This is a genomic window from Amaricoccus solimangrovi (assembly GCF_006385685.1).
Taxonomy (GTDB): domain Bacteria; phylum Pseudomonadota; class Alphaproteobacteria; order Rhodobacterales; family Rhodobacteraceae; genus Amaricoccus; species Amaricoccus solimangrovi.
This window is the reverse complement of the sequence record NZ_VFRP01000007.1, coordinates 172,376-198,133: the sequence shown is the minus strand read 5'-3', so window position 1 is coordinate 198,133 and position 25,758 is coordinate 172,376. Positions and strand designations below refer to the sequence as shown.

Below are 25,758 nucleotides of genomic sequence, written 5' to 3'. Positions count from 1 at the left end.
CCGGGAAACCTTGCGCGCCGGGGGCTGGCCGGTATAAGGGGCCGCGTCTTCGCGGGCGCCGCCCCGCCACAGCCAGGATCCGCCCGATGCACGCCTATCGCACCCATACATGCGCCGCGCTCCGCGCCGGCAACGTCGGCGAGACCGTCCGGCTCTCGGGCTGGGTGCATCGCGTGCGCGACCATGGCGGCGTGCTCTTCATCGACCTGCGCGACCATTACGGCGTCACCCAGGTGATCTGCGACGGCGACAGCGCCGCCTTCGCGACGCTCGAGAGCGTGCGCGCCGAATGGGTGATCCGGATCGACGGCGTGGTGAAGGCGCGCGCCGCGGACCTGGTGAACCCGAAGATCGCCACCGGCGAGATCGAGGTCTACGCGCGCGAGGTCGAGGTGCTCTCGGCCGCGGACGAACTGCCGCTGCCGGTCTTCGGCGAGGTCGAGTATCCCGAGGAGACCCGGCTCCGCTACCGCTTCCTCGACCTGCGCCGCGAGAGCCTGCATGCGAACATCATGCTGCGCTCGAACGTGATCGCCTATCTGCGCGACGCGATGCGCGCGCAGGGCTTCACCGAGTTCCAGACGCCGATCCTGACCGCCTCCTCCCCCGAGGGCGCGCGCGACTTCCTCGTGCCTTCGCGCCTCCATCCGGGCAAGTTCTACGCGCTGCCGCAGGCGCCGCAGCAGTTCAAGCAGCTGACCATGGTCGCGGGTTTCGACCGCTACTTCCAGATCGCCCCCTGTTTCCGCGACGAGGATCCGCGCGCCGACCGTAGCCCCGGCGAGTTCTACCAGCTCGACATGGAGATGAGCTTCGCGACCCAGGAGGACGTCTTCCAGGTGATCGAGCCTGTGATGCGCGGCGTCTTCGAGGAATTCGGCGGCGGCCGCCCGGTCACGCCGGAATTCCCGCGCATCGCCTATCGCGATTCGATGCTCTGGTACGGGTCCGACAAGCCGGACCTCAGGAACCCGATCCGGATGCAGATCGTTTCCGAGCATTTCGCGGGCTCCGGCTTCAAGGTCTTCGCCTCGCTGCTGGAGCAGCCCGGCAACGAGGTCCGCGCGATCCCGGCGCCCGGCGGCGGCAGCCGCAAGTTCTGCGACCGGATGAACGCCTTCGCCCAGAGCGAGGGGCTTCCGGGTATGGGCTACATCTTCTGGCGCAAGGGCGAGGACGGCGCGACGGAGGCCGCGGGGCCGCTCGCGAAGAACATCGGCCCGGAGCGGACCGAGGCGATCCGGACCCAGCTTGGGCTGAAGGAGGGCGACGCGGCCTTCTTCCTCGGCGGCAAGCCCTCGAAGTTCCAGGCGGTCGCCGGCAAGGCGCGCAACGTGATCGGCAAGGAGCTCGGCCTCACGGACGAGGAGCGGTTCGACTTCGCCTGGATCGTCGATTTCCCGATGTACGAGCTCGACGAGGAGACGGACAGGCTCGACTTCTCGCACAACCCGTTCTCGATGCCGCAGGGCGGGCTCGAGGCGCTCGAGACGATGAACCCGCTCGACGTGCTCGGGTATCAGTACGACATCGTCTGCAACGGGGTGGAACTGTCGTCGGGCGCGGTGCGGAACCACAAGCCCGAGATCATGTACAAGGCCTTCGGCGTCGTCGGCTATCCGAAGGAGCATGTCGACGCCCATTTCGGCGGCATGCTCTCCGCCTTCCGCTACGGCGCGCCGCCCCACGCCGGGATCGCGCCGGGCGTCGACCGGATCGTGATGCTGCTCGCCGGCGCGGAGAACATCCGCGAGGTCATCATGTACCCGATGAACCAGCGCGCCGAGGACCTGATGATGGGCGCCCCGAGCGAGCCGACGAACGAGCAGCTCAAGGATCTGCAGTTGAGGGTGGTGCCGAAGGGGTAGGCGTCAATTCTCGCCCTCGGCCAAGGGGTGGCCGGGCGGGTAGGGCGCACTGACGGGGAGGCCGTTCTCCAGCTTGCGCGCGGGATTGTCCTGACGGCAGAGGAACTCTGCGCGAAGCTCCGACTCTGACACGAAGGGGTTGGAAAGATAAAGATATCGCACGAGGTCGTCGAATCCCTCCGGCGGCGTCTCCCAGCAGCTCCAGACGTGGTAGGGTTCGCCGGTGTCCGGGGCATTGCCCTCCGGCAGCAGCGTCCCCGCGTTCCCGATGAATTGATCGAGCTGGGCTTGCGTCACGTCTTGCGCGCCGCGAAGATCCGCGAAATGGGCCGGGGACGCCCGGATTGATGCCCCGGCCCATTTCGAGTTCCGCAGGTCCGCCCCGCGGAGGTCCGCCCCCTCCATCCGCGCCTGCCAGAGGTCCGCCCCCTCCATCCGCGCCCCGCTGAGGTTCGCCCCCTCCATCCGCGCCCCGCGGAGGTCCGCCCCCTCCATCCGCGCCTGCCAGAGGTTCGCCCCCTCCATCCGCGCCCCGCGGAGGTACGCCCCCTCCATCCGCGCCTGCCAGAGGTCCGCCCCCTCCATCCGCGCCTCGCGGAGGTCCGCCCCCTCCATCCGCGCCTGCCAGAGGTTCGCCCCCTCCATCCGCGCCCCGCGGAGGTACGCCCCCTCCATCCGCGCCTGCCAGAGGTCCGCCCCCTCCATCCGCGCCTCGCGGAGGTCCGCCCCCTCCATCCGCGCCCCGCTGAGGTACGCCCCCTCCATCCGCGCCTCGCGGAGGTCCGCCCCCTCCATCCGCGCCTGCCAGAGGTCCGCCCCCTCCATCCGCGCCTCGACGAGGTCGGCGCGGCGGAAATCGAGATGGGACAGGTCATAACGGCGCAGGTTACTTTGTCTCAGGTTGAGCCGATAGCCTTCGGCGCCGCTGCGAGTCTCGGCGGCCTCCTCGCGGCCGATCCGCTCAGGATCGCGGCGCCCGATGACCTCAAGCACAGCCTGAACGTCGGTCCGAGGGGGAGGCAGGGAGGCGACCCACGCACGCAACCGCTCGGCTCTCTCCCGAAGTTCGGCCGACCGTCGAACAGCGTGGTCTTGCGTCATGCCTTCGGGATATTCGGGCCATTCGCCCGGCTCGTGCGGCATCGCATCCCGCGCCGGAGCGTTCTCGCGGACATAAGCGCAGAGAATATCCATGACGCGGATATGTTCGGCGGGGTCTGTCCGCGCGATCCGCTCAAGCGTGTAGATCGCGCCGATGCGAACCTCCAGATTGGGCTGGGTCGCGTCGAACGTCTGCCAGTCACCGCTTCGGCGGTGCCAGCCAGCCTCGGGCGGGTCCGGTAATTCCTGTCCCCGCCACTCGATCTCGGTGCGGTCGGGCGCGCCTCCCATCGAGAAGGTGACCGGACGGCCGATCCGGCTCACCGTCTTCTCGGCGCCGAGGCCCTCGACGGCGGTATTGATCAGGCTGGTGGTCAGATTGGCTTCCTGCGTGCGCGCGGTGCGCTCGTTGATCCAGACGCGGACAAGCTGGAACGGGATGGTGGCGAGGATCGCGAGCATACCGGCGAGCGCGGCGAACGTGTACGCGATGTCACGAATGCCGGACGTGTCCGTGCCTGCCATTTGCAGCTTGAGCCTGGCGAGCATCGCGCCGATCAGCAGCGGAATTTGCCACAGGTACGCGGCGACCGACCAGCCGAGCGCGATGATGCCGAACAGGATCAGGGGCGTAACATAGTTCCGCTGGACGCTGCCGGTGAGGCCGCGCCAGAGCCTCCGCGGCGAGGGCTGACGACGGTTCCAGACCTCGATGAGCTTGAGGACGAGCGCGAGACCGCAGGTGAGGCCGATCAGCCAAGCCGCGGTCTGGAGGCCTTCAGGGATGGCAATCTGAACCGTGATGCCCGCGTCATCGATCCGGAGCCATTCTGCCATCTAGATGCGCTCCGCGCCGTGGAAGATATTCCGGTGAGGATTGTCAGTGGCCATGAAACGAACGCGGATTGAAATCGCCCCGCGCAAAGGCTAGCTCGCAGGCGCATCCCGAACAAGCGGATCTCCGCGAGGCGCGCCAAGATGGACCAGAAACCGCCCCCGTTCTACCGCGCCTCGGTGCCGGTCTTCATCGCCGTGCTCGACCGGCTCGAGGCGACGCTCGTCCGCGCGGAGGAGCATCTCGGGCCGCTCTATCCCGAGGCGCTGACGCTCAGGCCGCATCCCGAGATGATGCCCGCCGCGCGCCAGGTCGCGACCACGGCGCAGTTCGCGCTCCGGATCGCCTTCCCGCTCGTGGGGCGGCGCGCGCCGGAACTGCGTGATCCGCTGGACGGGCCGGGGCTTCTCGCGCGGCTCGAAGGGGCGCGGGGGCTGCTGCGGGGGCTCGATCCCGAGGATTTCGCCCATTCCGGGCGGCGGATCATCCGGGCGCAGGCGGGGATCGCGCATCTCGAACTGCCCGCCGAGCAGTTCCTGAACGGCTTCGGCCTGCCGAACCTCTATTTCCACCACGCGATGGCCTATCTCGCGCTCCGCAACGCCGGCGTCACGCTCGGCAAGGCCGATTTCGACGGGCTGCACGAATATCCGCCGGGCTTCTCCTTCGGCTGAGGCGCGGGCTCAGTCGCCGAAGCGCGCCGGGGCGAGCGTCCGGAACGGCGGCAGCGGATAGGGGTCGACGCGGCGCGTGTCGGGCCGGGTGGTGAGGCCGGTGGCGGCGATCGCGGGGCCATCGGGCCTCGGGCAGAGCCGCGCCTCCCACTCCGCCGTCCGGGGGCTGGCCCAGGCGCGGCAGGTCTCCTTCGTCGTCGCGTCCTCCCAGTCGTCGCACATCCGCTCGATCACCTCGGGCCGTCGCGCGAAGCACGACCGGATTTCGAGCGGCGGCTGGAGGCGGTTCGGCAGCAGGCCGATCTCGCGCGGCCGGGGCAGGCAGGTGCCGCCGGCGCAGGCCGCCCCGGCCTCGGTATCGGGCGCGGGGGGCCGCGCCTCGCCCGCGGCGCCGTCGAGCTGGGCCTGCGTCAGCCCGTCCGCGTCGGTGAGGTCGGCGTCGAAGAGGAGCGCGCCCTCGAGCCGGGCGCGGTAGAGCTTGGCGCGGATGAGCTTCGCGCCGCGCAGGTCCGCCCCGCGCAGGTCGGCGCCGACGAGATTGGCGCCGCTGAGATTGGCGCCGCGCAGGTCGGCCCGGATCAGCACCGCGTCGGCGAGGTCGCTCCATTCGAGATTGGCGTGGCGCATGTCGGCGTCGGTGAAGTTCGCGAGGCTGAAATCGGCGTAATAGGCCCAGAGGTCGGTCAGGTCCGCCTCCTGCAGCGTCGCGCCCTCGAACCGCGCCCAGGGCAGGTTGGCGCCGGAGAGCGAGGCATGGGTGAGATCGACGCGGCTGAGCTGCGCCCCCTCTGCCGAGGCGCCGGTCAGGTCGCGCGCGGTCAGGTCGATCACCGGCAGCTTGCCAAGCTCCGCGCGGCGCGCGGCGATCCAGTCCACCTCGAACCGCGCGTCGATCAGGTCGAAATACTGCTCGCAATCGGCCGGGCGGAGGTAGAGCGCGCGGATCTCGGCGCGCTGGCAATAGGCGCGGCGGCGCAGCGTCGTCGTGTTGGTGGCGCCGATCGTGGCGCCCGGCACGTTGCCGCAGACCTCGGTCTCGATCTCCATCCGCTCGCACCAGCCCTTCCGGAACGCCTCGCGGCTGTCCGCGGCGCTCGGGATCGCGTCGGCCTTGACGATCTTGCCGCGGTCGATGTCGAGCGTGAGCCCGGCGAGGGCCGCGACGCGCCGCCTGCCCTCGGGGCTGCCCGAGCCGATCTGGGCGAGGATGTCGCGGGCGGCGGCGAAACGCGCCTCGTAGGGCCGGAGCCCGGCCGGGCCGAAGATCCAGGCGCCGCTCGCGACGAGGAGCAGGGCGAGGATGGCGCCGCCGCCGAGCGCCGCGCGCCGTTCGAGCGCCGCGCGGTCGCGCTTGCGGAGGCGGACCATCGCCTCGGTCCGGCTGCGGCTTCCCATCACCACCATCGCGGCGAGGCAGGCGAGGATGACGAGCGTCAGCAGCGGGTCGCGCGCCGGCAGGAAGCGGTACCAGGCGTAGACGAGCACCGCGGGCGCGAGCCACCAGATGAGGAAGCTCGCGATCAGGTCGCGCCCGCCCGCCCATTCCTCGGCATGGGGCGTGTTGCCCGCGTTCATCGAGAGCGCGAGGTCGTTGCCCATCCAGGTCGGGATGTCGTCGGCGAGCCGGTAGGGTTTCGTGCCGAATTCCGGGCTGCCCTCCCGGTCCGGCGGCGCGATCTCGAAGGCCTTCCAGAGCCGGCGCAGGTGGTTGTGCAGGTTCACGTAGAGCACGGCGAGCAGCACCGGGGCGCAGAAGAAGAACATCCGCGTCGGCATGCTGAGGCTGATCACCGGCAGCGTCACGTTCTCGCCCGCGACGAGGAATTCCGCGTGGCGCAGCGAGACGAGCGTGACGCCGATGAAGAGGATCGCGGTCAGCAGGCTCGTCCAGGCGCCCTTGGCGAGCGCGGTCAGCTCGGTGATGCGTTCGGGAACGGATTTCGGATCGGCCATCGGCTCCTCCTGTTCGATCGAATGATCACGACGCGCGATCCGGGTATTGTACCATCGCGCGGGCGCGGCGCGGCCAGGGGGAATTGCCTCGGCGGCGGCGGGGCTTGCCGACGGGGGTTGCGCCGGGGTCCGCCGGGTCAACCCGAGGCTGCGCGGCTTTCCCGGCGCGCTGATTCGGCGCGCGGGGGCCGTTGCGGTCGGCGGTGCCGCGTGGCAGGGTCGCGCCCGCGAAGGGAGAGTGGCGCATGGGCGAGCTTGGCTGGATCGTCGAGGGCTGGAAGCCGGCGCGGGCGCCGGAGCGGCGGGTGATCGAGGGCGATTACGCGCGGCTCGAGCCGCTCGACCGCCGCCACGCGGCCGATCTGCACATGGCGCTGCAGGGGGCCGAGGCGACCTGGGACTATCTGCCCTACGGCCCCTTCTTCGGCATCGGCGAATATTCCCGCTTCATCGAGCGGCAGAGCGCGAGCCGGGATCCGCTGTTCTTCGCGCTGATCGACCGGGCGACGCGGCTGCCGGGCGGGGTGATGAGCCTGATGCGGATCACGCCGGAGTCGGGCACGATCGAGGTCGGCCACGTCTGCCTCGCGCCCCGGGCGCGGCGGAGCCGGGCGGCGACCGAGGCGATCTTCCTGCTGGCGGCGAATGTCTTCGCCTGGGGTTATCGCCGGTTCGAGTGGAAATGCGACGCGCTGAACCTGCCGAGCCGGCGGGCGGCGGAGCGGTTCGGCTTCTCCTACGAGGGCGTGTTCCGCCGGGCCACCGTGGTCAAGGGGCGCAACCGCGACACCGCCTGGTTCGCGATGGTCGACGGCGACTGGCCCTGCCTCGGCCCGGCCTATGCCGAATGGCTCGATCCGGCGAATTTCGACGGGCAGGGCCGGCAGGTCCGCGCGCTCTCGGAACTGACCGCGCCCTGCCTCGTCGCGCGCGATCCGGGCCTCGGCTGAGCATGGCGCGCGACGAGGCATCGCGGCGGCGGCAGGAACGCCCGCTCCGGGTCTGGCACCGGAACTGGAAGGAGCGCTGGCTCGCGGAGGGCGGCGCGGCGGCGCGGCGGGGCGCGGTGATCGACATGCTCGTCTTCGATCACGGGCTGGCGCGCTATGTCTGGCGCAACCTGCACGAGATCGGCCCCGGCGTCTGGCGCGGCAGCCAGCCCGATCCGGCCCAGATCCGCCGGCTCGCCGGCCGCGGCTTCCGGACGATCCTGAACCTGCGCGGCGAGACGCGCTGGGGCTCCTACATTCTCGAGCGCGAGGCCTGCGCCGAGCTCGGGATCGAGCTCGTCGACCTGAAGCTCAATTCGCGCTCGCTGCCCGAGGTGGCGACGATCCTGGAGCTCGACGCGATCTTCGCCCGCGCCGCGAAGCCCATGCTGATCCACTGCAAATCCGGCTCGGACCGGGCCGGGTTCGCCTCCGCGCTCTACCTGCTGCTCCGGACCGACGCGACGCCGGAGGCGGCGCGGGCGCAGCTCTCGTGGCGCTACCTGCATCTGCGCCGCGGCGGGACCGGGGTGCTCGGCTACATGATCGACGCCTACGCGGCGGAGCAGGCGCGGAGCGGCGTCGGCTTTCGCGACTGGCTGCGCGAGGGCTACGACCGGGAGGCGCTGATGGCGGGCTTCCGGAGCGGCGCGGTCGCGGGCTTCCTGAGCGACCGGGTGCTCGGGCGCGAGTGAGCCTCCCGGCACGACGGCCCTTGACGCGGGCCGCGCGGCGGAACATCTGCCCGGCGCAATCCCAGACGAGGACACGACAGACCATGCCCGCCAATCCGGAAGCCGCCGAATTCCTCCTGACCCGCCGCTCGCGTCCCGCGCGGCTTCTCGGCCTGCCGGAGCCGGACCGCGAGACGCTGGAGCGGCTGATGACGGCCGCGGTCCGGGTGCCCGACCACGGCAAGCTGGAGCCCTGGCGGCTGATCGTGCTGCGCGGCGTGGCACTCGGCCGTTTCGCCCGCGCGATCCGCGACCGCGCCGAGGCGGCGGGGCAGGATCCCGAGAAGGGCGCGCTCGCCTTCGAACAGGCGCCGGTCGCGATCGCGGTGGTGGCGAGCCCGGTCGAGAGCGAGAAGGTGCCCTCGGTCGAACAGGCGCTCTCCGCGGGCGCGGTGGCGCTCAGCCTGCTCAACGCCTGCCTCGCCGAGGGCTGGGGCGCGAACTGGCTGACCGGCTGGCCCGCCTATGACGCGGAACTGCGCGAGAAGGAACTCGGCCTCGCCGATCACGAATGGATCGCGGGCTTCATCCATATCGGCACCGGCGTCGGCGAGGTGCCGGACCGGCCGCGGCCCGATCTCGAGAAGGTCGTGACGTGGAAGGAGTGACGGGAGCGGGGGCGCGGCGCTGATGGGACTGGTCGTCGATTTCGGACGCGCGCTCGAGCAGATGGGGGACCGGCGCTTCCTGCGGGTGCTGGTCCGCTCGCTCGCGATCACCGTGCTCGGGCTGGCGCTGCTCTTCTGGGCGGTGATGCTCGGGCTCGGCTGGCTGCTGCCGCCGGAGGTGACGCTGCCCTGGGTCGGGCGGGTGAGCTTCATCGACAACCTCGTTTCCTGGGCGGCGGTCGGGCTCATGCTCGCGCTCTCGGTCGTGCTGATGGTGCCGGTCGCGGCCGGCGTGGTCGGCTTCTTCCTCGACGAGGTGGCCGCGGCGGTGGAGGCGCGGCACTATCCGGCGCTGCCTCCGGTCACGGCGCTGCCGATCGGCCAGCAGATCGGCGACGCGCTGCGCTTCGCGGGCGTCGTGCTCGGCGTCAACGTCGTGGCCTTCGCGCTCTATCTCGCGTTTCCGCCGCTCGCGCCCGCGGTCTTCGTGATGCTGAACGGCTATCTGCTCGGGCGGGAATACTTCCAGCTCGTCGCGGCGCGGCGGCTGGGGTTCGAGACGGCAAGGCGTCTCGGCAAGCGGCATTTCTGGCGGATCTGGGTGGCCGGGATGCTGATGGCCGCGCCGCTCACGGTGCCGCTCCTGAACCTCCTGGTGCCGATCTTCGGCGTCGCGGTCTTCACGCACCAGTTCCACAGGCTGGAGCGGGGCGGAAGGAACGGGGGCGGGCGAAACGGGGGCGCATGAGAAAACCGCCGGCGGGACCGGCGGTTCCTTCGCAGCCCCGGCGGGTCAGCGGTGGCGGCGCCGGTCCTCGACACGGACCCGTACCGCCTCCGCGCGGAGGACGGCGAGACGCGCCCCCAGATAGGCGAGCAGGACGGCCGCGCCGCCGAGCAGGGTCAGGGTCGTCGATGTGCTCACGTGGCGGTCTCCCTTTTCCGCGGCGTCGACGGGGCGGCGGTGCCGCGCTCCTCGGCCATGTCGCACTTCCCCTCAGGCTAGCACGATTCGGGGGAATGTCGACGGGCTATCGCGCGCGTCGGCGCCCTTCGGCGCATCGGCCTCAGCCGACGTGCCAGATGTCGATGTCGTGGATCGTCAGGCCGCCGAACGCCAGATAGGCGCAGAGCGGGACGCCGATCACCACGGCCGCGCAGGTGGCCCAGAGGAGCTTGCGCCGGATCATCGGATCGACCGGCGCCGAGGAGGGCGTGCCCGGCACGCGCTCGCCCGCCTCGCCCTGCGTGCGGAGCCCGATCGGCAGGCAGACGAGCAGCGCGAGGAACCAGATGGTGGCGAAGATGACGATGGTGCCGGTGAGGGTCATGCCTGCTCCAGTTCGACCAGCGTGCCGTTGAAATCCTTCGGATGCAGGAAGAGGACCGGCTTGCCATGCGCGCCGATCCTCGGCTCCCCGTCGCCGAGTACGCGGGCGCCGTCGGCCCTGAGCTTGTCGCGGGCGGCGAGGATGTCGTCGACCTCGTAGCAGATGTGGTGGATGCCGCCGGCCGGGTTCTTCGCGAGGAAGCCGGCGATGGGCGAGTCCTCCCCGAGCGGCCAGAGCAGTTCGATCTTGGTGTTCGGCAGGTCGATGAAGACGACGCGCACGCCGTGGTCGGGCTCGTCCTGCGGCGCGCGGACCGAGGCGCCGAGCGTGTCGCGATACTGCGCGCTCGCGGCCTCGAGGTCGGGCACGGCGATGGCGACGTGGTTCAGGCGGCCGATCATGTGGAAATTCCCCCCGCTGGAACGCCCCCGCTGGAACGCGTGTCGCGCAGGACTAGGCCGTTTCGGGGCCGGGGGCAAGGCGGCCGAAAGGCGGGGATCAGCCGCCGAGCACGCGCCAGCCGATGTCGCGCCGGGCGAAGCCGCCGGGCCAGGCGACCGCGTCGAGCATCGCATAGGCGCGGTCGCGCGCCTCGCCGAGCGTGCCCGCGCGGGCGGTGACGTTGAGCACCCGGCCGCCGTTCGAGACGAGCCGGCCGTCGGAGAGCCTGGTGCCGGCGTGGAAGATCTGCGCGCCGGGCAGGTCGATCGCGGGCAGGCCGATCTCCTCGCCCTTCGCGTAATCGCCGGGATAGCCCTTCGCCGCCATCACGACGGTGATCGCATGATCGTCGGCCCAGTTCACCGCGCCCTCCGCGACGCGGCCCTCGGCGCAGGCGAGGATCGCGTCGAGCAGCTGCGCGCCGAGGCGCATGGCGATCACCTGGGTCTCGGGATCGCCGAAGCGGACGTTGTATTCGACGAGCCGGGGGGCGCCCCCCTCGATCATCAGCCCGGCGTAGAGCACGCCCTGGTAGGGGGCGCCGCGACGCGCCATCTCCGCGAGCGTCGGCGCGACGATCTCGGCGAGCGCGCGCTCGGTCACTTCCGGGGTCAGGACCGGGGCGGGGGAATAGGCGCCCATGCCGCCGGTATTGGGCCCCTCGTCGCCGTCGAAGGCGCGCTTGTGGTCCTGCGCGCTGCCGATCACGATGAAATCGGTGCCGTTGGCGAGCACGAAGAGGCTCGCCTCCTCGCCGGTCATGAATTCCTCGATCACGACGCGCGCGCCCGGGCCTTCGGCGAAGATCGCGTCGAGGGCGGCGTTGGCCTCCTCGAGCGTTTCCGCGACCGTCACGCCCTTGCCGGCGGCGAGCCCGTCGGCCTTGACGACGATCGGCGCGCCCTCGGCCGCGACATAGGCGCGGGCGGCGTCGGCGTCGGTGAAGGTCTGGCTCTTCGCAGTCGGCGCGCCGCAGGCTTCGCAGATCTCCTTGGTGAAGGCCTTCGAGGCTTCGAGCCGCGCGGCCTCCCGGCCCGGGCCGAAGGTCGCGACGCCGCCGGCGCGGAGCGCGTCCGCGACGCCTTCCGCGAGCGGCGCCTCGGGACCGATCATCACGAAATCCACCGCGTTCTCGGCGCAGAAGGCGAGGATCTTCGCCCCGTCCAGCACGTCGAGCGCGACGCAGGTCGCCTGTTCCGCGATCCCGGCGTTGCCCGGCGCGCAGAAGAGCCGGTCGACCTTCGGGTTCTGCGCGAAGGCCCAGGCGAGCGCGTGTTCGCGGCCCCCGCCGCCCAGGATCAGGATGTTCATCGGCTCGTCCCCGCCTTGGCCCCCGTCGCGCGGCGTTCTATGGTGCCGCCGGGCCAACCGCAAGCGAGGGATCGTTGGAGCTGTTCGAGGAAACCCGCGCGGGGGTGAACGCGCCCGAATTCACCGTCTCCGAGATCTCGGGCGCGGTGAAACGCGTGATCGAGGGCGAATTCGGCCGCGTGCGCGTGCGGGGCGAGGTCGGCCGGGTGTCGCGGCCGAACTCGGGGCACATCTATTTCGACCTGAAGGACGAGCGCGCCGTGCTCGGCGCCGTGGTCTGGAAGGGCGCGGTCCGGGGGCTGGCCGCGAAGCCCGAGGAGGGGATGGAAGTGGTCGCGACCGGCCGGCTCACCACCTTCCCCGGCTCGTCGAAATACCAGATGATCGTCGAGGAGATCGCCCCGGCGGGCGCCGGCGCGCTGATGGCGATGCTGGAGAAGCGCCGGCAGGCGCTCGCGGCGGAGGGATTGTTCGACGCGGGGCGCAAGCGGCCGCTGCCGTTCCTGCCGGAGGTGATCGGCGTCGTCACCTCGCCCTCGGGCGCGGTGATCCGCGACATCCTGCACCGGCTGCGCGAACGCTTCCCGCGCCCGGTGCTGCTCTGGCCGGTGACGGTGCAGGGGCCGAACTGCGCCGCCGAGGTCGCGGCGGCGATCCGGGGCTTCGACGCGATCGCGCCGGGCGGCCGGATCCCGAGGCCCGACGTGCTGATCGTGGCCCGCGGCGGGGGATCGATCGAGGATCTCTGGGGCTTCAACGAGGAGATCGTCGTGCGCGCGGTCGCCGAGAGCCGGATCCCGGTCATCTCCGCCGTCGGCCACGAGACCGACACCACGCTCATCGACCACGCCGCCGACCGCCGCGCGCCGACGCCGACGGCGGCGGCCGAGATGGCGGTGCCGGTGCGCGTCGAACTCCTCGCCGCGCTCGCCGGGCTCGAGGAGCGCCGCCGCGCCTCCGCGGCGCGGGGGCTGGCGCTGCGCGGGCAGCGGCTGCGGGATCTCTCGCGCGGCCTGCCCCGGCCGGAGGCGCTGATCGGGGAGCGGGCGCAGCGGCTCGACGCGCTCGGCCCCCGGCTGCCGCGCGCGCTGGTGGGGCTCGTGCGCGCGCGCGAACTCGGCCTCGCGCGGGGGGCGGCGGGGCGTTTCGGTCCGGCGCTGCTCCGCCACGGGCTCGACCGGCGGGCGGAGCGGCTTCGCCGCGCCGAGGCGGGGCTCCGGCCGCTGGTGATGGCGCGGCTCGCGGCGCGGCTCGCCGACCGGCTCGGGGCCTGCGGCGCGCGGCTCGACCGCGACGGCGGGCGGATCGGCCGGGACGAGGCGGCGCGGCTCGGCGCGCTCGCCCGCACGCTCGCGACGCTCGACCCGGAGGCGGTGCTCGGCCGGGGCTATGCGATCGTGCGCGACGGCGGCGGCCGGGTCGTGACGCGGGCGCGGACCGCGGGAGCGCAGGCGCGGCTCGAGATCCAGTTCGCGGACGGGCGGCTCGGCGCGCTGCCGGAGACCGCGCCGCCGCGCCCGAGGCGCCGCGCGCGGGGCGGGGAGGAGGACGAGGGGCAGGGGCGCCTGCTCTGAGCCCTAGCTTCCGACGCCCGGCGCGGGACAGTCGAGCGGGCGCTCGTCCGCGCCGCTCAGCCGCAGGAGCGGCCCGGAGGGCAGGCCGTTCTCGATCAGCGTCGCGCTGAAACCCGCGCCGCCGTCGCCCTCGAAACGCCAGCATTGCGGGTCGTCGGTCAGGTCGTAGCGGAAGCAGATCAGCCCGTCGCGCGCGTACCAGCGGCCCCAGGCGCAGCCGCCGTCGGCGTAGCGCCAGAGGCTGCGGCGGCCGGGGAAATACTGTTCGGCGCCGAAGTCCCGCCCGTCGAGGGTGAAGTGGAGCGTACGCCCCTCGCTCATCCGCTCGAAGGCCTCGGGCGTGACCGGGCCGGCCGCCGCCGCGAGGGCGCTGGCGAGCAGGGCGGCGAGGGCGGCTGTCAGGCGCAACGGCGGCTCCCTGGTCCGGAAACGGGCGCCCCGAGTCTACGTCCGCCGGCGCTCCGACGCCAGCCGGACCCGATCGGCGCCGATTGGCGTGGAGGCCCGCCGAGAGCTGTGCTAACGGCGTGGCTCGCCGAAGAGGGAGAAGGTTCGATGGATCTGTTCGCGGAAGTGAAGGCGCTCGTGGTCGCCGCGGTGAGCCGGCTCGCCGCGCGGGGCGACCTGCCGGAAGGGCTCGACCTCGGTCCGGTGACGGTCGAGCCGCCGCGCGATCCGGCGCATGGCGACATGGCGAGCAACGTGGCGATGGTGCTGGCGCGTCCCGCGCGCAAGTCCCCGCGCGAGATCGCCGAGGCGCTGGCGCCGCTTCTGGCCGAGGCCGACGGGATCGACACGGTCGAGGTCGCGGGGCCGGGCTTTCTCAACATCCGCCTCGCGCGGGGGCGCTGGTTCGCGCAGCTTCCCGCGATCCTCGCGCGCGGCCGCGACATCGGCCGCTCGACGCTCGGCGCCGGGCGCAAGGTCAATGTCGAATTCGTCTCCGCCAACCCGACCGGCCCGCTCCACATCGGCCATACCCGGGGCGCGGTCTTCGGCGACGCGCTGGCCGCGCTGCTCGATTTCGCGGGTTACGAGGTGATGCGCGAATACTACATCAACGACGGCGGCGCGCAGGTCGACGTGCTCGCCCGCTCGGTCTACCTGCGCTATCTCGAGGCGCTCGGCCGCGCGGTGGAATTCCCCGAGGGGAGCTATCCCGGCGAATACCTGATCCCGGTCGGCGAGGCGCTGGCGCGCGAACATGGCGAGGCGCTGGTCGGCCATGACAACGAGGACTGGCTGCCGGCGATCCGCGATCATGCGATCGAGAAGATGATGGAGATGATCCGCGAGGATCTCGACCTGCTGAACGTGCGGATGGACCACTTCTTCTCCGAACGCTCGCTCTACGGCACCGGCCAGATCGAGGCGGCGCTGGGCGCGCTGGAGGCGAAGGGGCTCATCTACGAGGGGGTGCTGGAGCCGCCGAAGGGCAAGACGCCGGAGGATTGGGAGCCGCGGGTCCAGACGCTCTTCAAGTCAACGGCTTACGGCGACGACGTCGACCGCCCCGTGAAGAAGTCGGACGGGAGCTGGACCTATTTCGCGCCGGACATCGCCTATCACTACACCAAGGTGGAGCGCGGCTTCGACGAGCTCATCGACGTGCTCGGCGCCGATCACGGCGGCTATGTGAAGCGGATGCGGGCGGCGGTCGCGGCGCTGAGCGAGGGGCGGGTGCCGCTCGACGTGAAGCTCTGCCAGCTCGTGAAGCTCACCAAGGACGGCCAGCCTTTCAAGATGAGCAAGCGCGCCGGCACCTTCGTCACGCTGCGCGACCTGATCGACATGGTCGGCCCCGACGTGACCCGCTTCGTGATGCTGACGCGCAAGAACGACGCGCCGCTCGATTTCGACCTCGACAAGGTGCTGGAGCAGTCGAAGGAGAACCCGGTCTTCTACGTGCAATACGCCCATGCCCGGATCTTCTCGGTGCTGGCGAAGGCGGCGGAGGCGGGGTTCGCGACCGGGGACGCCGATCTCGCGGGCGCGGACACCGCGCGGCTCGGCACGCCGGGGGAGATCGCGCTCGCGCGCAAGCTCGGCGAGTGGCCGCGCCAGGTGGAGGTCGCGGCCAACAATCACGAGCCGCACCGGATCGCCTTCTATCTCTATGATCTGGCGTCGGAATTCCATTCGCTCCAGCATCAGGGCAAGCTCGATCCGGAGCTGAGGTTCCTGCGCGAGGACGCGCCGGAGACGACGCTGGCGCGTCTCGCGCTCGCCCGCGCGACAGCGGTTGTCATCTCGGCGGGGCTTGGTATTCTCGGCGTTACCCCGATGGATGAGATGCGTTAAGCATCCGCGCGGATTTCGGGGTTGGAGCAGAGGCACATACACGATATGGTGTGTGAAAACAGGCACAAACCCTATGCGCGATCTTCTGAGCGACGAATACGAGTCCGTCGCGGGGCATCCGGCTGAAGGCCAGCTCGTCCCCGTCTCGCTGCGCCGGATCGGCGGCGCGGCGCTGTTTCTCGGCGTGATCGGCGTGATGGGCCTCTGGTCCTATCGTCTCGGCACGCGCGATGCGAACGAGGTGCCCGTGATCCGGGCGCTGGAGGGGCCGGCGCGGATCGCGCCCGAGGATCCGGGCGGGCTCACCGCCGCGCATCAGGGGCTCGAGGTCAATTCGGTGCTCGCCGGGAGCGAGCCGCCGGCGCCAGGTGCCACGATGGCGACGCCGCCCCCGGTCGCGCTCGCCGACGAGGACCAGCCGGAATCCGAGATGGTGATCGCCGGCACGCCGATCGGGCCGGAGGCCGGGGAGGACGGGGAGGCCGGGCCGGCGCCCGCCTCGATCCGGAACGAACTCGCGGCGATGGTGGCCTCGGTCGCCCCGGCCGCGGCGGCGACGCCCGACGCGGCCGCCGCGCCGGGCGAGCGGCCCCGGGGCCGGCCGTCGAACCTCGCGCTCGCCCGCGCCGCGGCCCCGGTCGCGGCCCCCGTCGCGGCGGCGCCCGCGCGGCCGGCGACGGCGTCCGCGGCTCCGCGCGTCCGCGAGGTCGCGAGCGTCGCCCCCGGCGCGCGCATGGTGCAGCTCGGCGCCTATGACAGCGAGGCGCTGGCGCGGGACGCCTGGGGGCGGCTCGTCGCGCGCGAGGGCGATCTCCTGGGCGCGCGGAGCCTCTATGTCGAACGCGCGACCTCGAACGCGCGGGTGTTCTACCGGCTGCGGGTCGCGGGGTTCGACGACGTGGACGAGACGCGCCGGACCTGCGAGGCGCTGCGCGCCCGCGGGATCGACTGCATCCCGGTCACGTCGCACTGAGATGGCGGCGCGGGCGGTCATCCTCGGCTGCGCCGGCCCGGAGCTCTCGGAGGACGAGCGGCGCTTCTTCGCCGCCGCCGATCCCTGGGGCTTCATCCTCTTCGCGCGCAACATCGAGACGCCGGAACAGACCCGGGCGCTGACGCGGGCGCTGCGCGACAGCGTCGGGCGCGACGCGCCGGTGCTGGTCGATCAGGAGGGCGGCCGGGTCGCGCGGCTGCGCGGGCCGGTCTGGCGCGAATGGGCGCCCGCGCTCGAGGAATGCGCGGGGCTGCCGGTCGCCGCGCGGGCGCGGGCGATGCATCTGCGCTACCGGCTGATCGCGGGCGAACTCGCCGAGATCGGCATCGACGTCAACTGCGCCCCGGTGCTCGACCTCGCGCGCGCCGAGACGCATGGCATCCTGCTCAACCGCTGCTATTCGGGCGATCCGGCGGAGGTGGCGGCGATGGGCCGCGCGGTGGCCGAGGGGCTGCTCGCGGGGGGCGTGCTGCCGATCCTGAAGCACATGCCCGGCCAGGGCCGCGCGCCGCTCGACAGCCACCGGGAGCTTCCCGTGGTGGAGGCGGAGGCGGCCGCGCTCGAAGCCGCGGATTTCGCCCCGTTCCGCGCGCTCGCGGACATGCCGATGGCGATGAGCGCGCATGTCGTCTATCGCGCGCTCGATCCCGAACGGCCCGCGACCCAGTCGCCGCGCGTGATCGGCATGATCCGCGAGAGCATCGGTTTCGACGGGCTCCTGATGACCGACGACCTCTCGATGCAGGCGCTGAAGGGGGATTTCGGCGAACGCGCCGCGCGCGCGCTCGACGCGGGCTGCGACATGGTCCTGCATTGCAACGGCGTGGCCGGGGAGATGGCGGCGGTCGTCGCCGCGGTGCCCCGGCTCGCGGGCCGGGCGCGCGCGAGGGCCGAGGCGGCGCTGGCGCGGCGCGGCGGCGCGCCGGGCGAGAGCGCGGCCTTCGAGGCGGAATACCGCGCGCTCGCGGCCGGGGCCTCGGCCCATGCCTGAGGATTTCTTCGATCCCGCCACGATCGCCGAGCGGCTGGCCGCGGAGGCGCTGGTCATCGACGTGGACGGGTACGAAGGGCCGCTCGACCTGCTGCTGACGCTCGCGCGCGGGCAGAAGGTCGATCTGCTGCGGATCTCGATCCTGAAGCTCGCCGAACAGTATCTCGCCTTCGTCGGCGCGGCGCGGGAACTCAGGATCGAGCTCGCGGCCGATTATCTCGTGATGGCGGCCTGGCTCGCCTTCCTGAAGTCGCGGCTGCTGCTGCCGCCCGATCCCGAGGAGGAGGGTCCCTCGGCGGACGATCTCGCCCGGCATCTCGCCTTCCAGCTGCGGCGGCTCGAGGCGATGCGGGGGCGGGCGGCGGAACTGATGGCGCGCGACCAGCTCGGCCGCGACGTCTTCGCGCGGGGCGCGCCGGAGACGATGGGCCGGACGGTCCGGATCGAGCATACCGCCGGGCTCCTCGACCTGATGCGGGCCTATGCGCGGATCAAGACGAAGGACGACTTCCAGCCGCTGCACCTGACGCGCGGCCCGGTCTACACGATGGAACAGGCGCTGGAGCGTATGCGCGGGCTGATCGGGAGCGCGACGGACTGGGTGACGCTCTCCGCCTGGCTGCCCGACGACTGGGCGCTGGAGCCGGCGCGGCGCCGCTCGGCCACCGCGGCGAGCTTCGCGGCGGCGCTGGAACTCGTCAAGGCGGGGCGGCTCACGATCCGGCAGGACGCGCCGTTCCAGCCGGTCTATCTGATGCGGCGGAACCCGGAGGAAGACGCGTGAACGACACCAGCCACGGCTTCGCCGCCGACCCGTCCTTCATGGCCCCGCCGATGCCCGAGCAGGAGCGGATGGTCGAGGCGGTGCTCTTCGCGAGCACGGCGCCGCTCAGCGCGCGCGAGATCGCCGAGCGGCTGCCGCGGGGCTGCGACGTGCCCGAGGCGCTCGCGGGCCTGCGCCGCCGCTACGAGGGGCGGGGGGTGGAGCTGCGCCGGTCGGGCGAGGGCTGGGCCTTCCGCACCGCCGCCGATCTCGGCTTCCTGATGAGCCGCGAGGTGGTGGAGAGCCGCAAGCTCAGCCGCGCCGCGATCGAGACGCTGGCGATCGTCGCCTATCACCAGCCGGTGACGCGGGCCGAGATCGAGGAGATCCGGGGCGTCTCGGTCTCCTCGGGCACGCTCGACCTGCTGATCGAGCTCGGCTGGGTGAAGCTCGGCCGGCGCCGGATGACGCCGGGGCGGCCCGCGACCTATGTGGTGACGCAGGGCTTCCTCGACCATTTCGGCCTCGCCTCCGAGGGCGACCTGCCGGGGCTGGGGGAGCTTCGCGCCGCCGGGCTGCTCGACAACCGCCCGGCGCCGGACGCGGTCCGGGGCGCGATGCCCGGCCCCGGGGCCGGCACGGGCGACGAGGCGGGAGACGAGGCGGGCGACGCGCCGGAGGCGGCGCAGCGCGACCTGCTCTGACCCCTATTCCTCGGGCTCGGTCGTGAACATGAGCGGATAGCCCTCGCGGCGGCCGAGGTCGGTCGCCTGCGTGGCCTTGGTCTCGGCGACCTCGTGGGTGAAGACGGCGACGACGCAGCAGCCCTTGGTATGGGCGGTCAGCATCACGCCATGCGCGCTCGAGGGCGGCATCCGGAAGACGGCGCCGAGCACGCTCACCACGAAGTCGCGCGGCGTGAAGTCGTCGTTGTGGAGCAGCACCTTGTGGAGCGGCGGCCGGGCCGTCCGGGTTTCGGCTTGCGTCTTCGGCGGCGCGCTGACGGCGTCGGGCATCGGCGGACTCGCGGATCAGAGGGGTTTGTCTGCCCCCAGTATAGCGCGGGCGGGCGCGAGATCAAACCGGCCGAGCGCGGGGTCAGACCCGGAAATGCTTGGAAAGCTTCAGGCCCTGGCCCTGGTAGTTCGAGCCGAGCGCGGCGCCATAGAGCTTTTCCGGCCGCTCGGCCATGCGCTCGTAGAGCAGGCGGCCGACGATCTGGCCGTGGTCGAGCGCGAAGGGCGCCTCGTGGCAGCGCACCTCGAGCACCCCGCGCGAGCCGGTGCCGCCGGCCTCGGCATGGCCGAAGCCGGGGTCGAAGAACCCCGCGTAATGCACCCGGAACTCGCCCACCATCGCGAGATAGGGCGCCATCTCGGCGGCGTAGTCGGGCGGCACGTGCACCGCCTCGCGGCTCACGAGGATGTAGAAGGCGCCGGGGTCGAGGATGATCCGGCCGTTCCCGGCATGGACCTCCTCCCAGAACTCGGCGGCGGGATAGTGGCCGATCCGGTCGAGATCGATGAGGCCGGCATGCGGCTTCGCCCGGTAGCCCACCAGCGTGCCCCGGGCGGGCCTGAGATCGACGGAGAAGCCGAGGCCGCCCGCGATATGCGCCGGCCCGTCCACCAGCCGCTCCGCCGCGTTCAGCGCCGTGAGCGCCGCGTCGTCGAGCACGACCTGATCGCGGCGGAAGCGGATCTGGTTGAGCCGCATCCCGGGCCGGACGAGGACCGAGAAGGAACGGGGCGAGATCTCGGCGAAGAGCGGGCCGGAATAGCCCGGCGCGATCCGGTCGAATTCGGTGCCCCGGTCGGTGATGAGGCGCGTCAGCAGGTCGAGCCGGCCGGTCGAACTCTTCGCATTCGCGATCGCCGAGACGTCGCCGGGCAGGTCGAGCGATTCCATCAGCGGCACGAGATAGACGCAGTTCTTCTCGAGCACCGCGCCTTGGGCGAGATCGATCCGGTGCATCTCGAATTCGGCGAGCCGCTCGGCGACGCTGGCCCGAGGGCCGGGCAGGAAGGAGGCGCGCACGCGATAGGCGCAACGCCCGAGGCGCAGGTCGAGGCTCGCGGGCTGGATCTGCCCCTCGGCGACGGAGACCTCGGGGAGGACGCACCCGCGGTCGAGCAGGGCGGAAATGCCCTGCGCGGCGAGGACGCCGGGGCGAAGCCCCGCGGCTCCGGGGGATTTGGTCGGGCTAGCGAGATTCGAACTCACGACCTTTCGACCCCCAGTCGAACGCGCTACCAGACTGCGCTATAGCCCGACACGGGGCGCTTTATAACCGCGCCGCCGGGCAGGGCAAGCGGAAAGCGACGGGATTTCGCGGGGAATTTCCGCGGGCGCGCGGGGCGGGGCGCCGTCTAGCGCTCGGCATCCCCCGCCATCACCGCCCGCAGCGCCTCGAGCTCGGCCACGAGCGCGGCGATGGCGGCCTTGCGGCCCGGCCCGGCCGGCAGGGCGGCGACGGGATCGGGCAGGAGTTCGGAGGTGGTTTCGGTCTCGATCACGGTTTCGGGCATGGGCTCGGGCTCCCGCGCCGGGGCGGGGGCCGGCGCCAGCAGGGTCGTTTCGAAAGGGGCGCCCGGCGCGGCCGCCTCCGCGTCGAGGGGCGCGGGTTCGGGGGCCGGTTCGGGCGCGGCGCGCGGGGCGGGCTCCGCCGGCGCGGGCGTCGCGGAGAGCGCGGCGGGGGTGGCATGCGGGGCGAAGGGATGCGCCGCGCCGCCCGGCTCCTTCCCCCCCGGCGTGCCGAGGCCGATCACATGCCGGATCCCGCGTTCGCGCAGGATCTTCTGCACGCCCTTGATCGTCATGCCGTCGTCGTAGAGCAGGCCGCGGATGCCCCGCAGCAGCCGGACATCCTCCGGACGGTAGTATCGGCGGCCACCGCCGCGCTTCACCGGCTTGACCTGGGTGAAACGCGTCTCCCAGAAGCGCAGCACATGCGGCGGCACATCCAGGGTCTCGGCGACCTCGCTGATCGTTCTGAAAGCTTCCGGTGACTTGTCCATGGTCTGGTAGATCGTGCCCGCGGGAGGATGCCCTGCTCCGGCCGGATCAGGACGCGGCCCGCCGCCGCCCGCCTCTCCTTTCCTGTTGCTCGCGCCGCTCAGCGCTTGTTCCCGGAGTCCACCCGCTCCTTCATGATATGCGATGGGCGGAAAGTCAGAACCCGCCTCGGTTCGATCGGCACCTCCTCGCCGGTCTTCGGATTCCGGCCGACGCGGGCGGACTTGGAGCGCACGCTGAAGGTTCCGAAGGAGGAAATCTTGACCGTTTCGCCCTGCACCAGCGCGTCGGACATGTGTTCGAGAACGGATTCAACCAGTTCCGCGGATTCGTTGCGCGACAGACCCACGGCGCGGAACACGGCTTCGCTCAGTTCCATCCGTGTCAGAGTCTTCTCACTCATTCCTTCCCCCCGGAAACAGCGGCGCCGCGCGCTCTGAATCCTAGGGTCTACAGGGATGCCAAGTCAATCACAACGGCTTGGCGAACAACGGCTTGGCCGCGCCCGCGCAGGCATTGGACAAAAGGTGGCCCGTAAGCCCCCGGAGGAAGCCCTCCGGGGAGGCGCGGGGGCTACCAGCGCAGGACCGCGGCGCCCCAGGCGAGGCCGCCGCCGATCGCCTCCATCAGCACGACGTCGCCGCGCGCGATCCTGCCTTCGGAATTCGCGACCGAGAGCGCGAGCGGGATCGAGGCGGCGGAGGTGTTGCCGTGGTCCTGGACGGTGACGACGACGCGTTCCATCGGCACGCCGAGCTTGTGCGCGGTCATCGTCATGATCCGGAGGTTCGCCTGGTGCGGCACCAGCCAGTCGACATCGGCCCTGGTGAGCCCCGCGCGGGCCAGCGCGGCGGTGCCGGTCTCGGCGAGCTTGATCACCGCGTGCTTGAAGACCTCCTGCCCGGACATCCGCACGACCCCGGCGGTGCCGGTGGTCGAGGGGCCGCCGTCGACGTAGAGAAGCCCGGCGTAGCGCCCGTCCGAATGCAGGTCGGTCGCGAGCAGGCCGCGGTCGCCGGGCCCGCCCGGCTGCTCCTCCGCCTCGAGGATCAGCGCCCCGGCGCCGTCGCCGAAGAGCACGCAGGTCGCGCGGTCGGTGAAGTCGAGGATGCGCGAGAAGGTCTCGGCGCCGATCACGAGGATCCGCTTCGCCGCGCCCGAGCGCAGCAGCGCGTCGGCCTGGGCGAGGGCGAAGACGAAGCCCGCGCAGACCGCCTGGATGTCGAAGGCGAAGCCGCCCGTCATGCCGATCGCGGTCTGCACCTTGACGGCGGTGGAGGGGAAGGTGTTGTCCGGCGTCGCGGTCGCGAGCACGACGGCGTCGATGTCGGCCCCGGTCAGCCCGCCGTCGGCGAGCGCGGCGCGGGCCGCGGCGATCGCGAGATCGGAGGTCGACTCGCCCTCGGCCGCGAAATGGCGGCGCTCGATCCCGGTGCGGGTGCGGATCCATTCGTCGGAAGTGTCGAGGGTCTTCGCGAATTCGGCGTTCTCGACCACGCGGGCCGGAAGATAGTGACCGCAGCCCCGTGCCACGGCCCGGATCGTCGTCATGTCGTCGCACCCTCCGGAGCGCTTTCCTCGGCGTCGCTCGGCGCGCCGAGCGCCATGCGCGCCGCCAGTTTCCGCGTGAAGCCCCGCTCGGCCAGGTTGCCGGCGAGCCGGATGGCCGCGGCGAAGCCGGTCGCATCCGCGCCGCCGTGGCTCTTGATGACGAGGCCGTTCAGCCCGAGGAACACCCCGCCGTTGACGTTGCGCGGATCGATCCGCGCGCCGAGCCGGCGCAGCGAGCCGAGCGCGAAGAGCGCGCCCGCGCGGCTGAAGAGGCTGTAGGCGAAGGCCTGCCTCAGCTGGTCGCGGATCATCAGGGCGGTGCCCTCGCCGGTCTTGAGCGCGATGTTGCCGGTGAACCCGTCGGTGACGATCACGTCGACCCGGCCGGAGGCCATGTCGTTGCCCTCGACGAAGCCGATGTAGTCGAACTCGCCGAGCGGCGCGGCGGTGACCATCATCTCGGCGGCCTCGCGCAGTTCGGGCCGGCCCTTGTGCTCCTCGGTGCCGACGTTGAGCAGCCCGATGCGCGGGCGGGCGACGTCGAGCGCGTTGCGGGCGTAGGAGGCGCCCATCAGCGCGTATTTGACGAGATCGGCGGCGTCGGCGCGGATGTCGGCGCCCGCGTCGAGCAGCACGTTGTAGCCGGCGGGATTGACCGAGGGCCAGAGCACCGCGATCGCGGGGCGGCTCACGCCCGGCGCCTTGCGGAGCGCGAGCATCGAGAGCGCCATCAGCGCGCCGGTGTTGCCGGCGGAGATCGCCGCCGGGCTCTCGCCCGACTTCACCGCCTGGAGCGCGCTCCACATGCTGGAGCCCTGCGCGCGGCGCAGCGCCCGCGAGGGCTTCTCCTCCATGCCGATCACGGATTCGGCGTGGCGGATCTCGGTGCGCGCGGCGAGCGGGCTGCCGGCGCGCAGCGCGCGGTCGAGCACCTCCGCGTCGCCGTGCAGGATGTAGCGCAGGCGCGGATCGGCCTCGAGCGACTTGCCCATGCCCCGCAGCACGTCGGCGACGCCGCGATCGCCGCTCATCGCGTCGATCGACAGGACCACGTCACCCCGCGGGGGGGAGGCGACGCCGCCGATCATCCTGGTGTCGGCGGACATCGCAGCCCAACCTCGCGTTGGTTCGGGAATGCTCAGGCGGCTTCGTCGTCGAGATCGACGGTGTCGACGGCGACGACTTCGCGGCCGTCGTAATGCCCGCAGGCGCCGCAGACATGGTGCGGACGGCGCAGCTCGCCGCAGTTCGGGCATTCGTTCGGATTGCCGGCGACCAGCGCGTCATGCGAGCGGCGCATGCCGCGGCGCGATCCGGTAACCTTGCTTTTAGGTACAGCCATAGTCTTGACCTCGATCTCGATCGGGCTCCGGCCCGGATCATCCTCTTCTCTACTGTTCGGCCCGCGACGTACCAGATACGGCGCGGTCTGTCACGCCCAAGGCCGTCGAAAAACGGGCAGGAAACGAGCCGCGGAAAATACGCATCGCGCGCGCGGGCGCAAGCCCCTTTCCGCCGTTTTTCACGTCCCGTCGCCGAGTTTGTCGCGCAGCGCCGCCAGGGCGGCGAAGGGTTTCACCTCCTCGTCCTCCGCCGCGAAGCCGGTATCGGCGAGCGCGGCGCCCTCCTTGCGCGGATAGGCGGGCAGGGCGAGGGCGAGCGCCTCCAGCGCGACGAGCCCGATGTCGAGCCGTTCGGGCAGCGGGTCGACCTCCTCGTCGTCGTCGGGCGAGAGAATCACCTCCGCCGCGGCGGGCGCGGCGTCGGGCAGGTAGACGCGCCGCACGCCCTGGTCGACGCGGGTGGTGACCGGATCGAGCGTGACGACGCAGTTCTGCGTCACCGTCGCGCCGAGCTTGCCCTCGAGCCGCCAGCCGCCGCGCGCGACCGGGACGAGCCGTCCGGCGAAGCGCAGCTTCCGCACCGAGCGCGCGTCCATCAGCCGCGCGATCGCCTGCGCCTCGGCCTCGGTCGGGGCGATGTCGAACGGGTATTCCGGCGTGTCCCGCAGCCTGGCCAGGTCGATCACGCGCGGAAATTCCGGGTTGTCGGCGGCCTGTTCGATGAGCGGAGGCATGGCTGGTCCTATCGGGGCGCGGATCCGGGCGAGGCCCGGGGCGGCCAGGGCGCGGTCCTGTCCGGCCCGCCCAAGTTCCTTGAATTTAGACCATGCCGGGAGTAGGGGAGCAAGGGAAATTCGGATCAAGAACGAGGACGAGATGCCCTCAAGCGCGACGCGCGCCCTGGCCGCCGCCCTGATAGTCTCGGGGCTTTCGCTCGCGGCCTGTTCGCCGACGCTGCACGTGCATGGCTACATGCCGCCGGAGGCGGATGTGGCCCGGATCAGGCCCGGCGTGTCGACCATGGCGACGGTGCAGGAAACCCTCGGCCTGCCGGCGGGCGCGGGCGTGATGCGCGATTCGGCCTGGTACTATGTCGAGAGCACCTTCGAGAACTACACCTATCACGCGCCGAAGGTGCTCGACCGGAAGGTTCTCGCCGTCACCTACAACCAGGAGGGCGTGGTGACCGGCCTCGCCCGCTACGGCGTCAAGGACGGGCGGATCGTCGATCTCGCCAACGAGACGACCGAGACCGGCGGCCAGCAGCTGGGCGTGCTGCAGCAGCTCTTCGGCAACATCCTCAACATGGACGGCTCGCAGTTCCAGCAGCAGGGCGTGGGCACCCAGACCGGCGCCGGATTGTGACGGCCGGCGCCCGGCG

Annotated in this window: 28 protein-coding genes and 1 tRNA gene; 13 read left to right on the top strand and 16 right to left on the bottom strand. The window is 71.9% G+C overall.

Annotated elements, in window-relative coordinates; all coding sequences use genetic code 11:
• Positions 1–86 precede the first annotated feature (86 nt).
• The gene (gene aspS, locus FJM51_RS09685; protein ID WP_140453932.1) at positions 87–1,868 is read left to right on the top strand and encodes an aspartate--tRNA ligase; all 1,782 of its coding nucleotides are present in this window, start codon (positions 87–89) and stop codon (positions 1,866–1,868) included.
• Between the two features lie 3 nt (positions 1,869–1,871).
• On the opposite strand, the gene FJM51_RS09680 is transcribed toward aspS, so the two are convergent.
• Positions 1,872–3,806 (bottom strand): pentapeptide repeat-containing protein, encoded by a 1,935-nt coding sequence (locus FJM51_RS09680; protein ID WP_140453931.1) that lies wholly within the window; start codon positions 3,804–3,806, stop codon positions 1,872–1,874.
• 141 nt (positions 3,807–3,947) lie between these two features.
• On the opposite strand from FJM51_RS09680, the gene FJM51_RS09675 reads away from it, so the two are divergent.
• Positions 3,948–4,478, top strand: coding sequence for a DUF1993 family protein (locus FJM51_RS09675; RefSeq protein WP_140453930.1), 531 nt, complete (start codon positions 3,948–3,950; stop codon positions 4,476–4,478).
• Positions 4,479–4,487: 9 nt separating this feature from the next.
• Here FJM51_RS09675 and FJM51_RS24795 read toward each other — a convergent pair whose 3' ends face one another.
• Positions 4,488–6,431, bottom strand: a complete 1,944-nt coding sequence (locus FJM51_RS24795) for a pentapeptide repeat-containing protein (protein ID WP_140453929.1) — start codon at positions 6,429–6,431, stop codon at positions 4,488–4,490.
• 245 nt (positions 6,432–6,676) lie between these two features.
• On the opposite strand from FJM51_RS24795, the gene FJM51_RS09665 reads away from it, so the two are divergent.
• The 4 genes from FJM51_RS09665 (at position 6,677) to FJM51_RS09650 (ending at position 9,510) form a co-directional block, all read left to right on the top strand.
• Positions 6,677–7,381: a GNAT family N-acetyltransferase gene (locus FJM51_RS09665; protein ID WP_140453928.1), complete on the top strand. Its 705-nt coding sequence runs from the start codon at positions 6,677–6,679 to the stop codon at positions 7,379–7,381.
• A 2-nt stretch (positions 7,382–7,383) separates the two neighbouring features.
• Positions 7,384–8,115 carry a fused DSP-PTPase phosphatase/NAD kinase-like protein gene (locus FJM51_RS09660; protein ID WP_181164511.1) on the top strand — a complete coding sequence of 244 codons (732 nt, stop codon included), beginning with the start codon at positions 7,384–7,386 and terminating at the stop codon, positions 8,113–8,115.
• 83 nt (positions 8,116–8,198) lie between these two features.
• Positions 8,199–8,762 (top strand): nitroreductase family protein, encoded by a 564-nt coding sequence (locus FJM51_RS09655; protein WP_140453926.1) that lies wholly within the window; start codon positions 8,199–8,201, stop codon positions 8,760–8,762.
• A gap of 22 nt (positions 8,763–8,784) precedes the next feature.
• On the top strand, positions 8,785–9,510 hold the full coding sequence (locus tag FJM51_RS09650; protein ID WP_140453925.1) for an EI24 domain-containing protein: 726 nt from the start codon (positions 8,785–8,787) through the stop codon (positions 9,508–9,510).
• Positions 9,511–9,555: 45 nt separating this feature from the next.
• Here FJM51_RS09650 and FJM51_RS24695 read toward each other — a convergent pair whose 3' ends face one another.
• The 4 genes from FJM51_RS24695 to purD form a co-directional block, all read right to left on the bottom strand.
• A complete protein-coding gene (locus FJM51_RS24695) occupies positions 9,556–9,687 on the bottom strand; it encodes a hypothetical protein (protein ID WP_267901401.1) in 132 nt (43 codons plus the stop codon).
• Positions 9,688–9,829: 142 nt separating this feature from the next.
• Positions 9,830–10,093 carry a DUF1467 family protein gene (locus FJM51_RS09645; protein WP_140453924.1) on the bottom strand — a complete coding sequence of 88 codons (264 nt, stop codon included), beginning with the start codon at positions 10,091–10,093 and terminating at the stop codon, positions 9,830–9,832.
• Entirely contained in the window at positions 10,090–10,494 is a 405-nt protein-coding gene (gene mce, locus FJM51_RS09640) for a methylmalonyl-CoA epimerase (protein ID WP_140453923.1), read from the bottom strand. Before mce ends, FJM51_RS09645 begins: the two co-directional genes overlap by 4 nt.
• 97 nt (positions 10,495–10,591) lie before the next feature.
• Entirely contained in the window at positions 10,592–11,845 is a 1,254-nt protein-coding gene (gene purD / locus FJM51_RS09635) for a phosphoribosylamine--glycine ligase (RefSeq protein ID WP_140453922.1), read from the bottom strand.
• A 74-nt stretch (positions 11,846–11,919) separates the two neighbouring features.
• Between purD and xseA the strand changes: the two genes are divergently transcribed.
• Positions 11,920–13,419 carry an exodeoxyribonuclease VII large subunit gene (gene xseA / locus FJM51_RS09630; protein ID WP_140453921.1) on the top strand — a complete coding sequence of 500 codons (1,500 nt, stop codon included), beginning with the start codon at positions 11,920–11,922 and terminating at the stop codon, positions 13,417–13,419.
• A 3-nt stretch (positions 13,420–13,422) separates the two neighbouring features.
• On the opposite strand, the gene FJM51_RS09625 is transcribed toward xseA, so the two are convergent.
• Complete coding sequence (locus tag FJM51_RS09625) at positions 13,423–13,827, bottom strand: hypothetical protein (RefSeq protein WP_140453920.1); 405 nt, start codon at positions 13,825–13,827, stop codon at positions 13,423–13,425.
• A gap of 147 nt (positions 13,828–13,974) precedes the next feature.
• Between FJM51_RS09625 and argS the strand changes: the two genes are divergently transcribed.
• The 5 genes from argS (at position 13,975) to scpB (ending at position 19,172) form a co-directional block, all read left to right on the top strand.
• Complete coding sequence (gene argS, locus FJM51_RS09620) at positions 13,975–15,720, top strand: arginine--tRNA ligase (RefSeq protein ID WP_140453919.1); 1,746 nt, start codon at positions 13,975–13,977, stop codon at positions 15,718–15,720.
• Positions 15,721–15,793: 73 nt separating this feature from the next.
• On the top strand, positions 15,794–16,693 hold the full coding sequence (locus FJM51_RS09615; protein WP_181164510.1) for an SPOR domain-containing protein: 900 nt from the start codon (positions 15,794–15,796) through the stop codon (positions 16,691–16,693).
• 1 nt (position 16,694) lies between these two features.
• On the top strand, positions 16,695–17,705 hold the full coding sequence (gene nagZ, locus FJM51_RS09610; protein WP_140453917.1) for a beta-N-acetylhexosaminidase: 1,011 nt from the start codon (positions 16,695–16,697) through the stop codon (positions 17,703–17,705).
• Positions 17,698–18,489 carry a segregation and condensation protein A gene (locus tag FJM51_RS09605; RefSeq protein WP_140453916.1) on the top strand — a complete coding sequence of 264 codons (792 nt, stop codon included), beginning with the start codon at positions 17,698–17,700 and terminating at the stop codon, positions 18,487–18,489. Before nagZ ends, FJM51_RS09605 begins: the two co-directional genes overlap by 8 nt.
• Positions 18,490–18,527: 38 nt before the next feature.
• Complete coding sequence (gene scpB / locus FJM51_RS09600; protein WP_140453956.1) at positions 18,528–19,172, top strand: SMC-Scp complex subunit ScpB; 645 nt, start codon at positions 18,528–18,530, stop codon at positions 19,170–19,172.
• 3 nt (positions 19,173–19,175) lie between these two features.
• On the opposite strand, the gene clpS is transcribed toward scpB, so the two are convergent.
• From clpS to FJM51_RS09555, 9 genes are all read right to left on the bottom strand, one after another.
• Positions 19,176–19,484: an ATP-dependent Clp protease adapter ClpS gene (gene clpS, locus FJM51_RS09595; RefSeq protein ID WP_140453915.1), complete on the bottom strand. Its 309-nt coding sequence runs from the start codon at positions 19,482–19,484 to the stop codon at positions 19,176–19,178.
• Between the two features lie 82 nt (positions 19,485–19,566).
• Entirely contained in the window at positions 19,567–20,691 is a 1,125-nt protein-coding gene (locus tag FJM51_RS09590; RefSeq protein WP_140453914.1) for a 2'-deoxycytidine 5'-triphosphate deaminase, read from the bottom strand.
• A tRNA-Pro gene (locus FJM51_RS09585) sits at positions 20,664–20,740 on the bottom strand. The genes FJM51_RS09590 and FJM51_RS09585 overlap by 28 nt, the downstream gene beginning before the upstream one ends.
• 97 nt (positions 20,741–20,837) lie before the next feature.
• On the bottom strand, positions 20,838–21,485 hold the full coding sequence (locus FJM51_RS09580) for a MerR family transcriptional regulator (protein WP_140453913.1): 648 nt from the start codon (positions 21,483–21,485) through the stop codon (positions 20,838–20,840).
• Between the two features lie 98 nt (positions 21,486–21,583).
• Positions 21,584–21,886, bottom strand: a complete 303-nt coding sequence (gene ihfA / locus FJM51_RS09575) for an integration host factor subunit alpha (RefSeq protein WP_140453912.1) — start codon at positions 21,884–21,886, stop codon at positions 21,584–21,586.
• A 170-nt stretch (positions 21,887–22,056) separates the two neighbouring features.
• Positions 22,057–23,034 carry a beta-ketoacyl-ACP synthase III gene (locus tag FJM51_RS09570; protein ID WP_140453911.1) on the bottom strand — a complete coding sequence of 326 codons (978 nt, stop codon included), beginning with the start codon at positions 23,032–23,034 and terminating at the stop codon, positions 22,057–22,059.
• Positions 23,031–24,122, bottom strand: a complete 1,092-nt coding sequence (plsX, locus tag FJM51_RS09565) for a phosphate acyltransferase PlsX (protein WP_140453955.1) — start codon at positions 24,120–24,122, stop codon at positions 23,031–23,033. Before plsX ends, FJM51_RS09570 begins: the two co-directional genes overlap by 4 nt.
• A 50-nt stretch (positions 24,123–24,172) precedes the next feature.
• A complete protein-coding gene (rpmF, locus tag FJM51_RS09560) occupies positions 24,173–24,376 on the bottom strand; it encodes a 50S ribosomal protein L32 (RefSeq protein WP_140453910.1) in 204 nt (67 codons plus the stop codon).
• 180 nt (positions 24,377–24,556) lie between these two features.
• The gene (locus FJM51_RS09555; RefSeq protein ID WP_181164509.1) at positions 24,557–25,111 is read right to left on the bottom strand and encodes a YceD family protein; all 555 of its coding nucleotides are present in this window, start codon (positions 25,109–25,111) and stop codon (positions 24,557–24,559) included.
• A 142-nt stretch (positions 25,112–25,253) separates the two neighbouring features.
• On the opposite strand from FJM51_RS09555, the gene FJM51_RS09550 reads away from it, so the two are divergent.
• A complete protein-coding gene (locus FJM51_RS09550; protein WP_181164508.1) occupies positions 25,254–25,742 on the top strand; it encodes an outer membrane protein assembly factor BamE in 489 nt (162 codons plus the stop codon).
• Positions 25,743–25,758: the final 16 nt, after the last annotated feature.

What these genes read in the sequence shown, in the direction of transcription:
- aspS (WP_140453932.1), top strand. Translation starts at nt 87, where the DNA reads ATGCACGCCTATCGCACCCATACATGCGCCGCGCTCCGCGCCGGCAAC.
- FJM51_RS09680 (WP_140453931.1), bottom strand. Translation starts at nt 3,806, where the DNA reads ATGGCAGAATGGCTCCGGATCGATGACGCGGGCATCACGGTTCAGATT.
- FJM51_RS09675 (WP_140453930.1), top strand. Translation starts at nt 3,948, where the DNA reads ATGGACCAGAAACCGCCCCCGTTCTACCGCGCCTCGGTGCCGGTCTTC.
- FJM51_RS24795 (WP_140453929.1), bottom strand. Translation starts at nt 6,431, where the DNA reads ATGGCCGATCCGAAATCCGTTCCCGAACGCATCACCGAGCTGACCGCG.
- FJM51_RS09665 (WP_140453928.1), top strand. Translation starts at nt 6,677, where the DNA reads ATGGGCGAGCTTGGCTGGATCGTCGAGGGCTGGAAGCCGGCGCGGGCG.
- FJM51_RS09660 (WP_181164511.1), top strand. Translation starts at nt 7,384, where the DNA reads ATGGCGCGCGACGAGGCATCGCGGCGGCGGCAGGAACGCCCGCTCCGG.
- FJM51_RS09655 (WP_140453926.1), top strand. Translation starts at nt 8,199, where the DNA reads ATGCCCGCCAATCCGGAAGCCGCCGAATTCCTCCTGACCCGCCGCTCG.
- FJM51_RS09650 (WP_140453925.1), top strand. Translation starts at nt 8,785, where the DNA reads ATGGGACTGGTCGTCGATTTCGGACGCGCGCTCGAGCAGATGGGGGAC.
- FJM51_RS09645 (WP_140453924.1), bottom strand. Translation starts at nt 10,093, where the DNA reads ATGACCCTCACCGGCACCATCGTCATCTTCGCCACCATCTGGTTCCTC.
- mce (WP_140453923.1), bottom strand. Translation starts at nt 10,494, where the DNA reads ATGATCGGCCGCCTGAACCACGTCGCCATCGCCGTGCCCGACCTCGAG.
- purD (WP_140453922.1), bottom strand. Translation starts at nt 11,845, where the DNA reads ATGAACATCCTGATCCTGGGCGGCGGGGGCCGCGAACACGCGCTCGCC.
- argS (WP_140453919.1), top strand. Translation starts at nt 13,975, where the DNA reads ATGGATCTGTTCGCGGAAGTGAAGGCGCTCGTGGTCGCCGCGGTGAGC.
- FJM51_RS09615 (WP_181164510.1), top strand. Translation starts at nt 15,794, where the DNA reads ATGCGCGATCTTCTGAGCGACGAATACGAGTCCGTCGCGGGGCATCCG.
- nagZ (WP_140453917.1), top strand. Translation starts at nt 16,695, where the DNA reads ATGGCGGCGCGGGCGGTCATCCTCGGCTGCGCCGGCCCGGAGCTCTCG.
- FJM51_RS09605 (WP_140453916.1), top strand. Translation starts at nt 17,698, where the DNA reads ATGCCTGAGGATTTCTTCGATCCCGCCACGATCGCCGAGCGGCTGGCC.
- scpB (WP_140453956.1), top strand. Translation starts at nt 18,528, where the DNA reads ATGGCCCCGCCGATGCCCGAGCAGGAGCGGATGGTCGAGGCGGTGCTC.
- clpS (WP_140453915.1), bottom strand. Translation starts at nt 19,484, where the DNA reads ATGCCCGACGCCGTCAGCGCGCCGCCGAAGACGCAAGCCGAAACCCGG.
- FJM51_RS09580 (WP_140453913.1), bottom strand. Translation starts at nt 21,485, where the DNA reads ATGGACAAGTCACCGGAAGCTTTCAGAACGATCAGCGAGGTCGCCGAG.
- ihfA (WP_140453912.1), bottom strand. Translation starts at nt 21,886, where the DNA reads ATGAGTGAGAAGACTCTGACACGGATGGAACTGAGCGAAGCCGTGTTC.
- FJM51_RS09570 (WP_140453911.1), bottom strand. Translation starts at nt 23,034, where the DNA reads ATGACGACGATCCGGGCCGTGGCACGGGGCTGCGGTCACTATCTTCCG.
- plsX (WP_140453955.1), bottom strand. Translation starts at nt 24,122, where the DNA reads ATGATCGGCGGCGTCGCCTCCCCCCCGCGGGGTGACGTGGTCCTGTCG.
- rpmF (WP_140453910.1), bottom strand. Translation starts at nt 24,376, where the DNA reads ATGGCTGTACCTAAAAGCAAGGTTACCGGATCGCGCCGCGGCATGCGC.
- FJM51_RS09555 (WP_181164509.1), bottom strand. Translation starts at nt 25,111, where the DNA reads ATGCCTCCGCTCATCGAACAGGCCGCCGACAACCCGGAATTTCCGCGC.
- FJM51_RS09550 (WP_181164508.1), top strand. Translation starts at nt 25,254, where the DNA reads ATGCCCTCAAGCGCGACGCGCGCCCTGGCCGCCGCCCTGATAGTCTCG.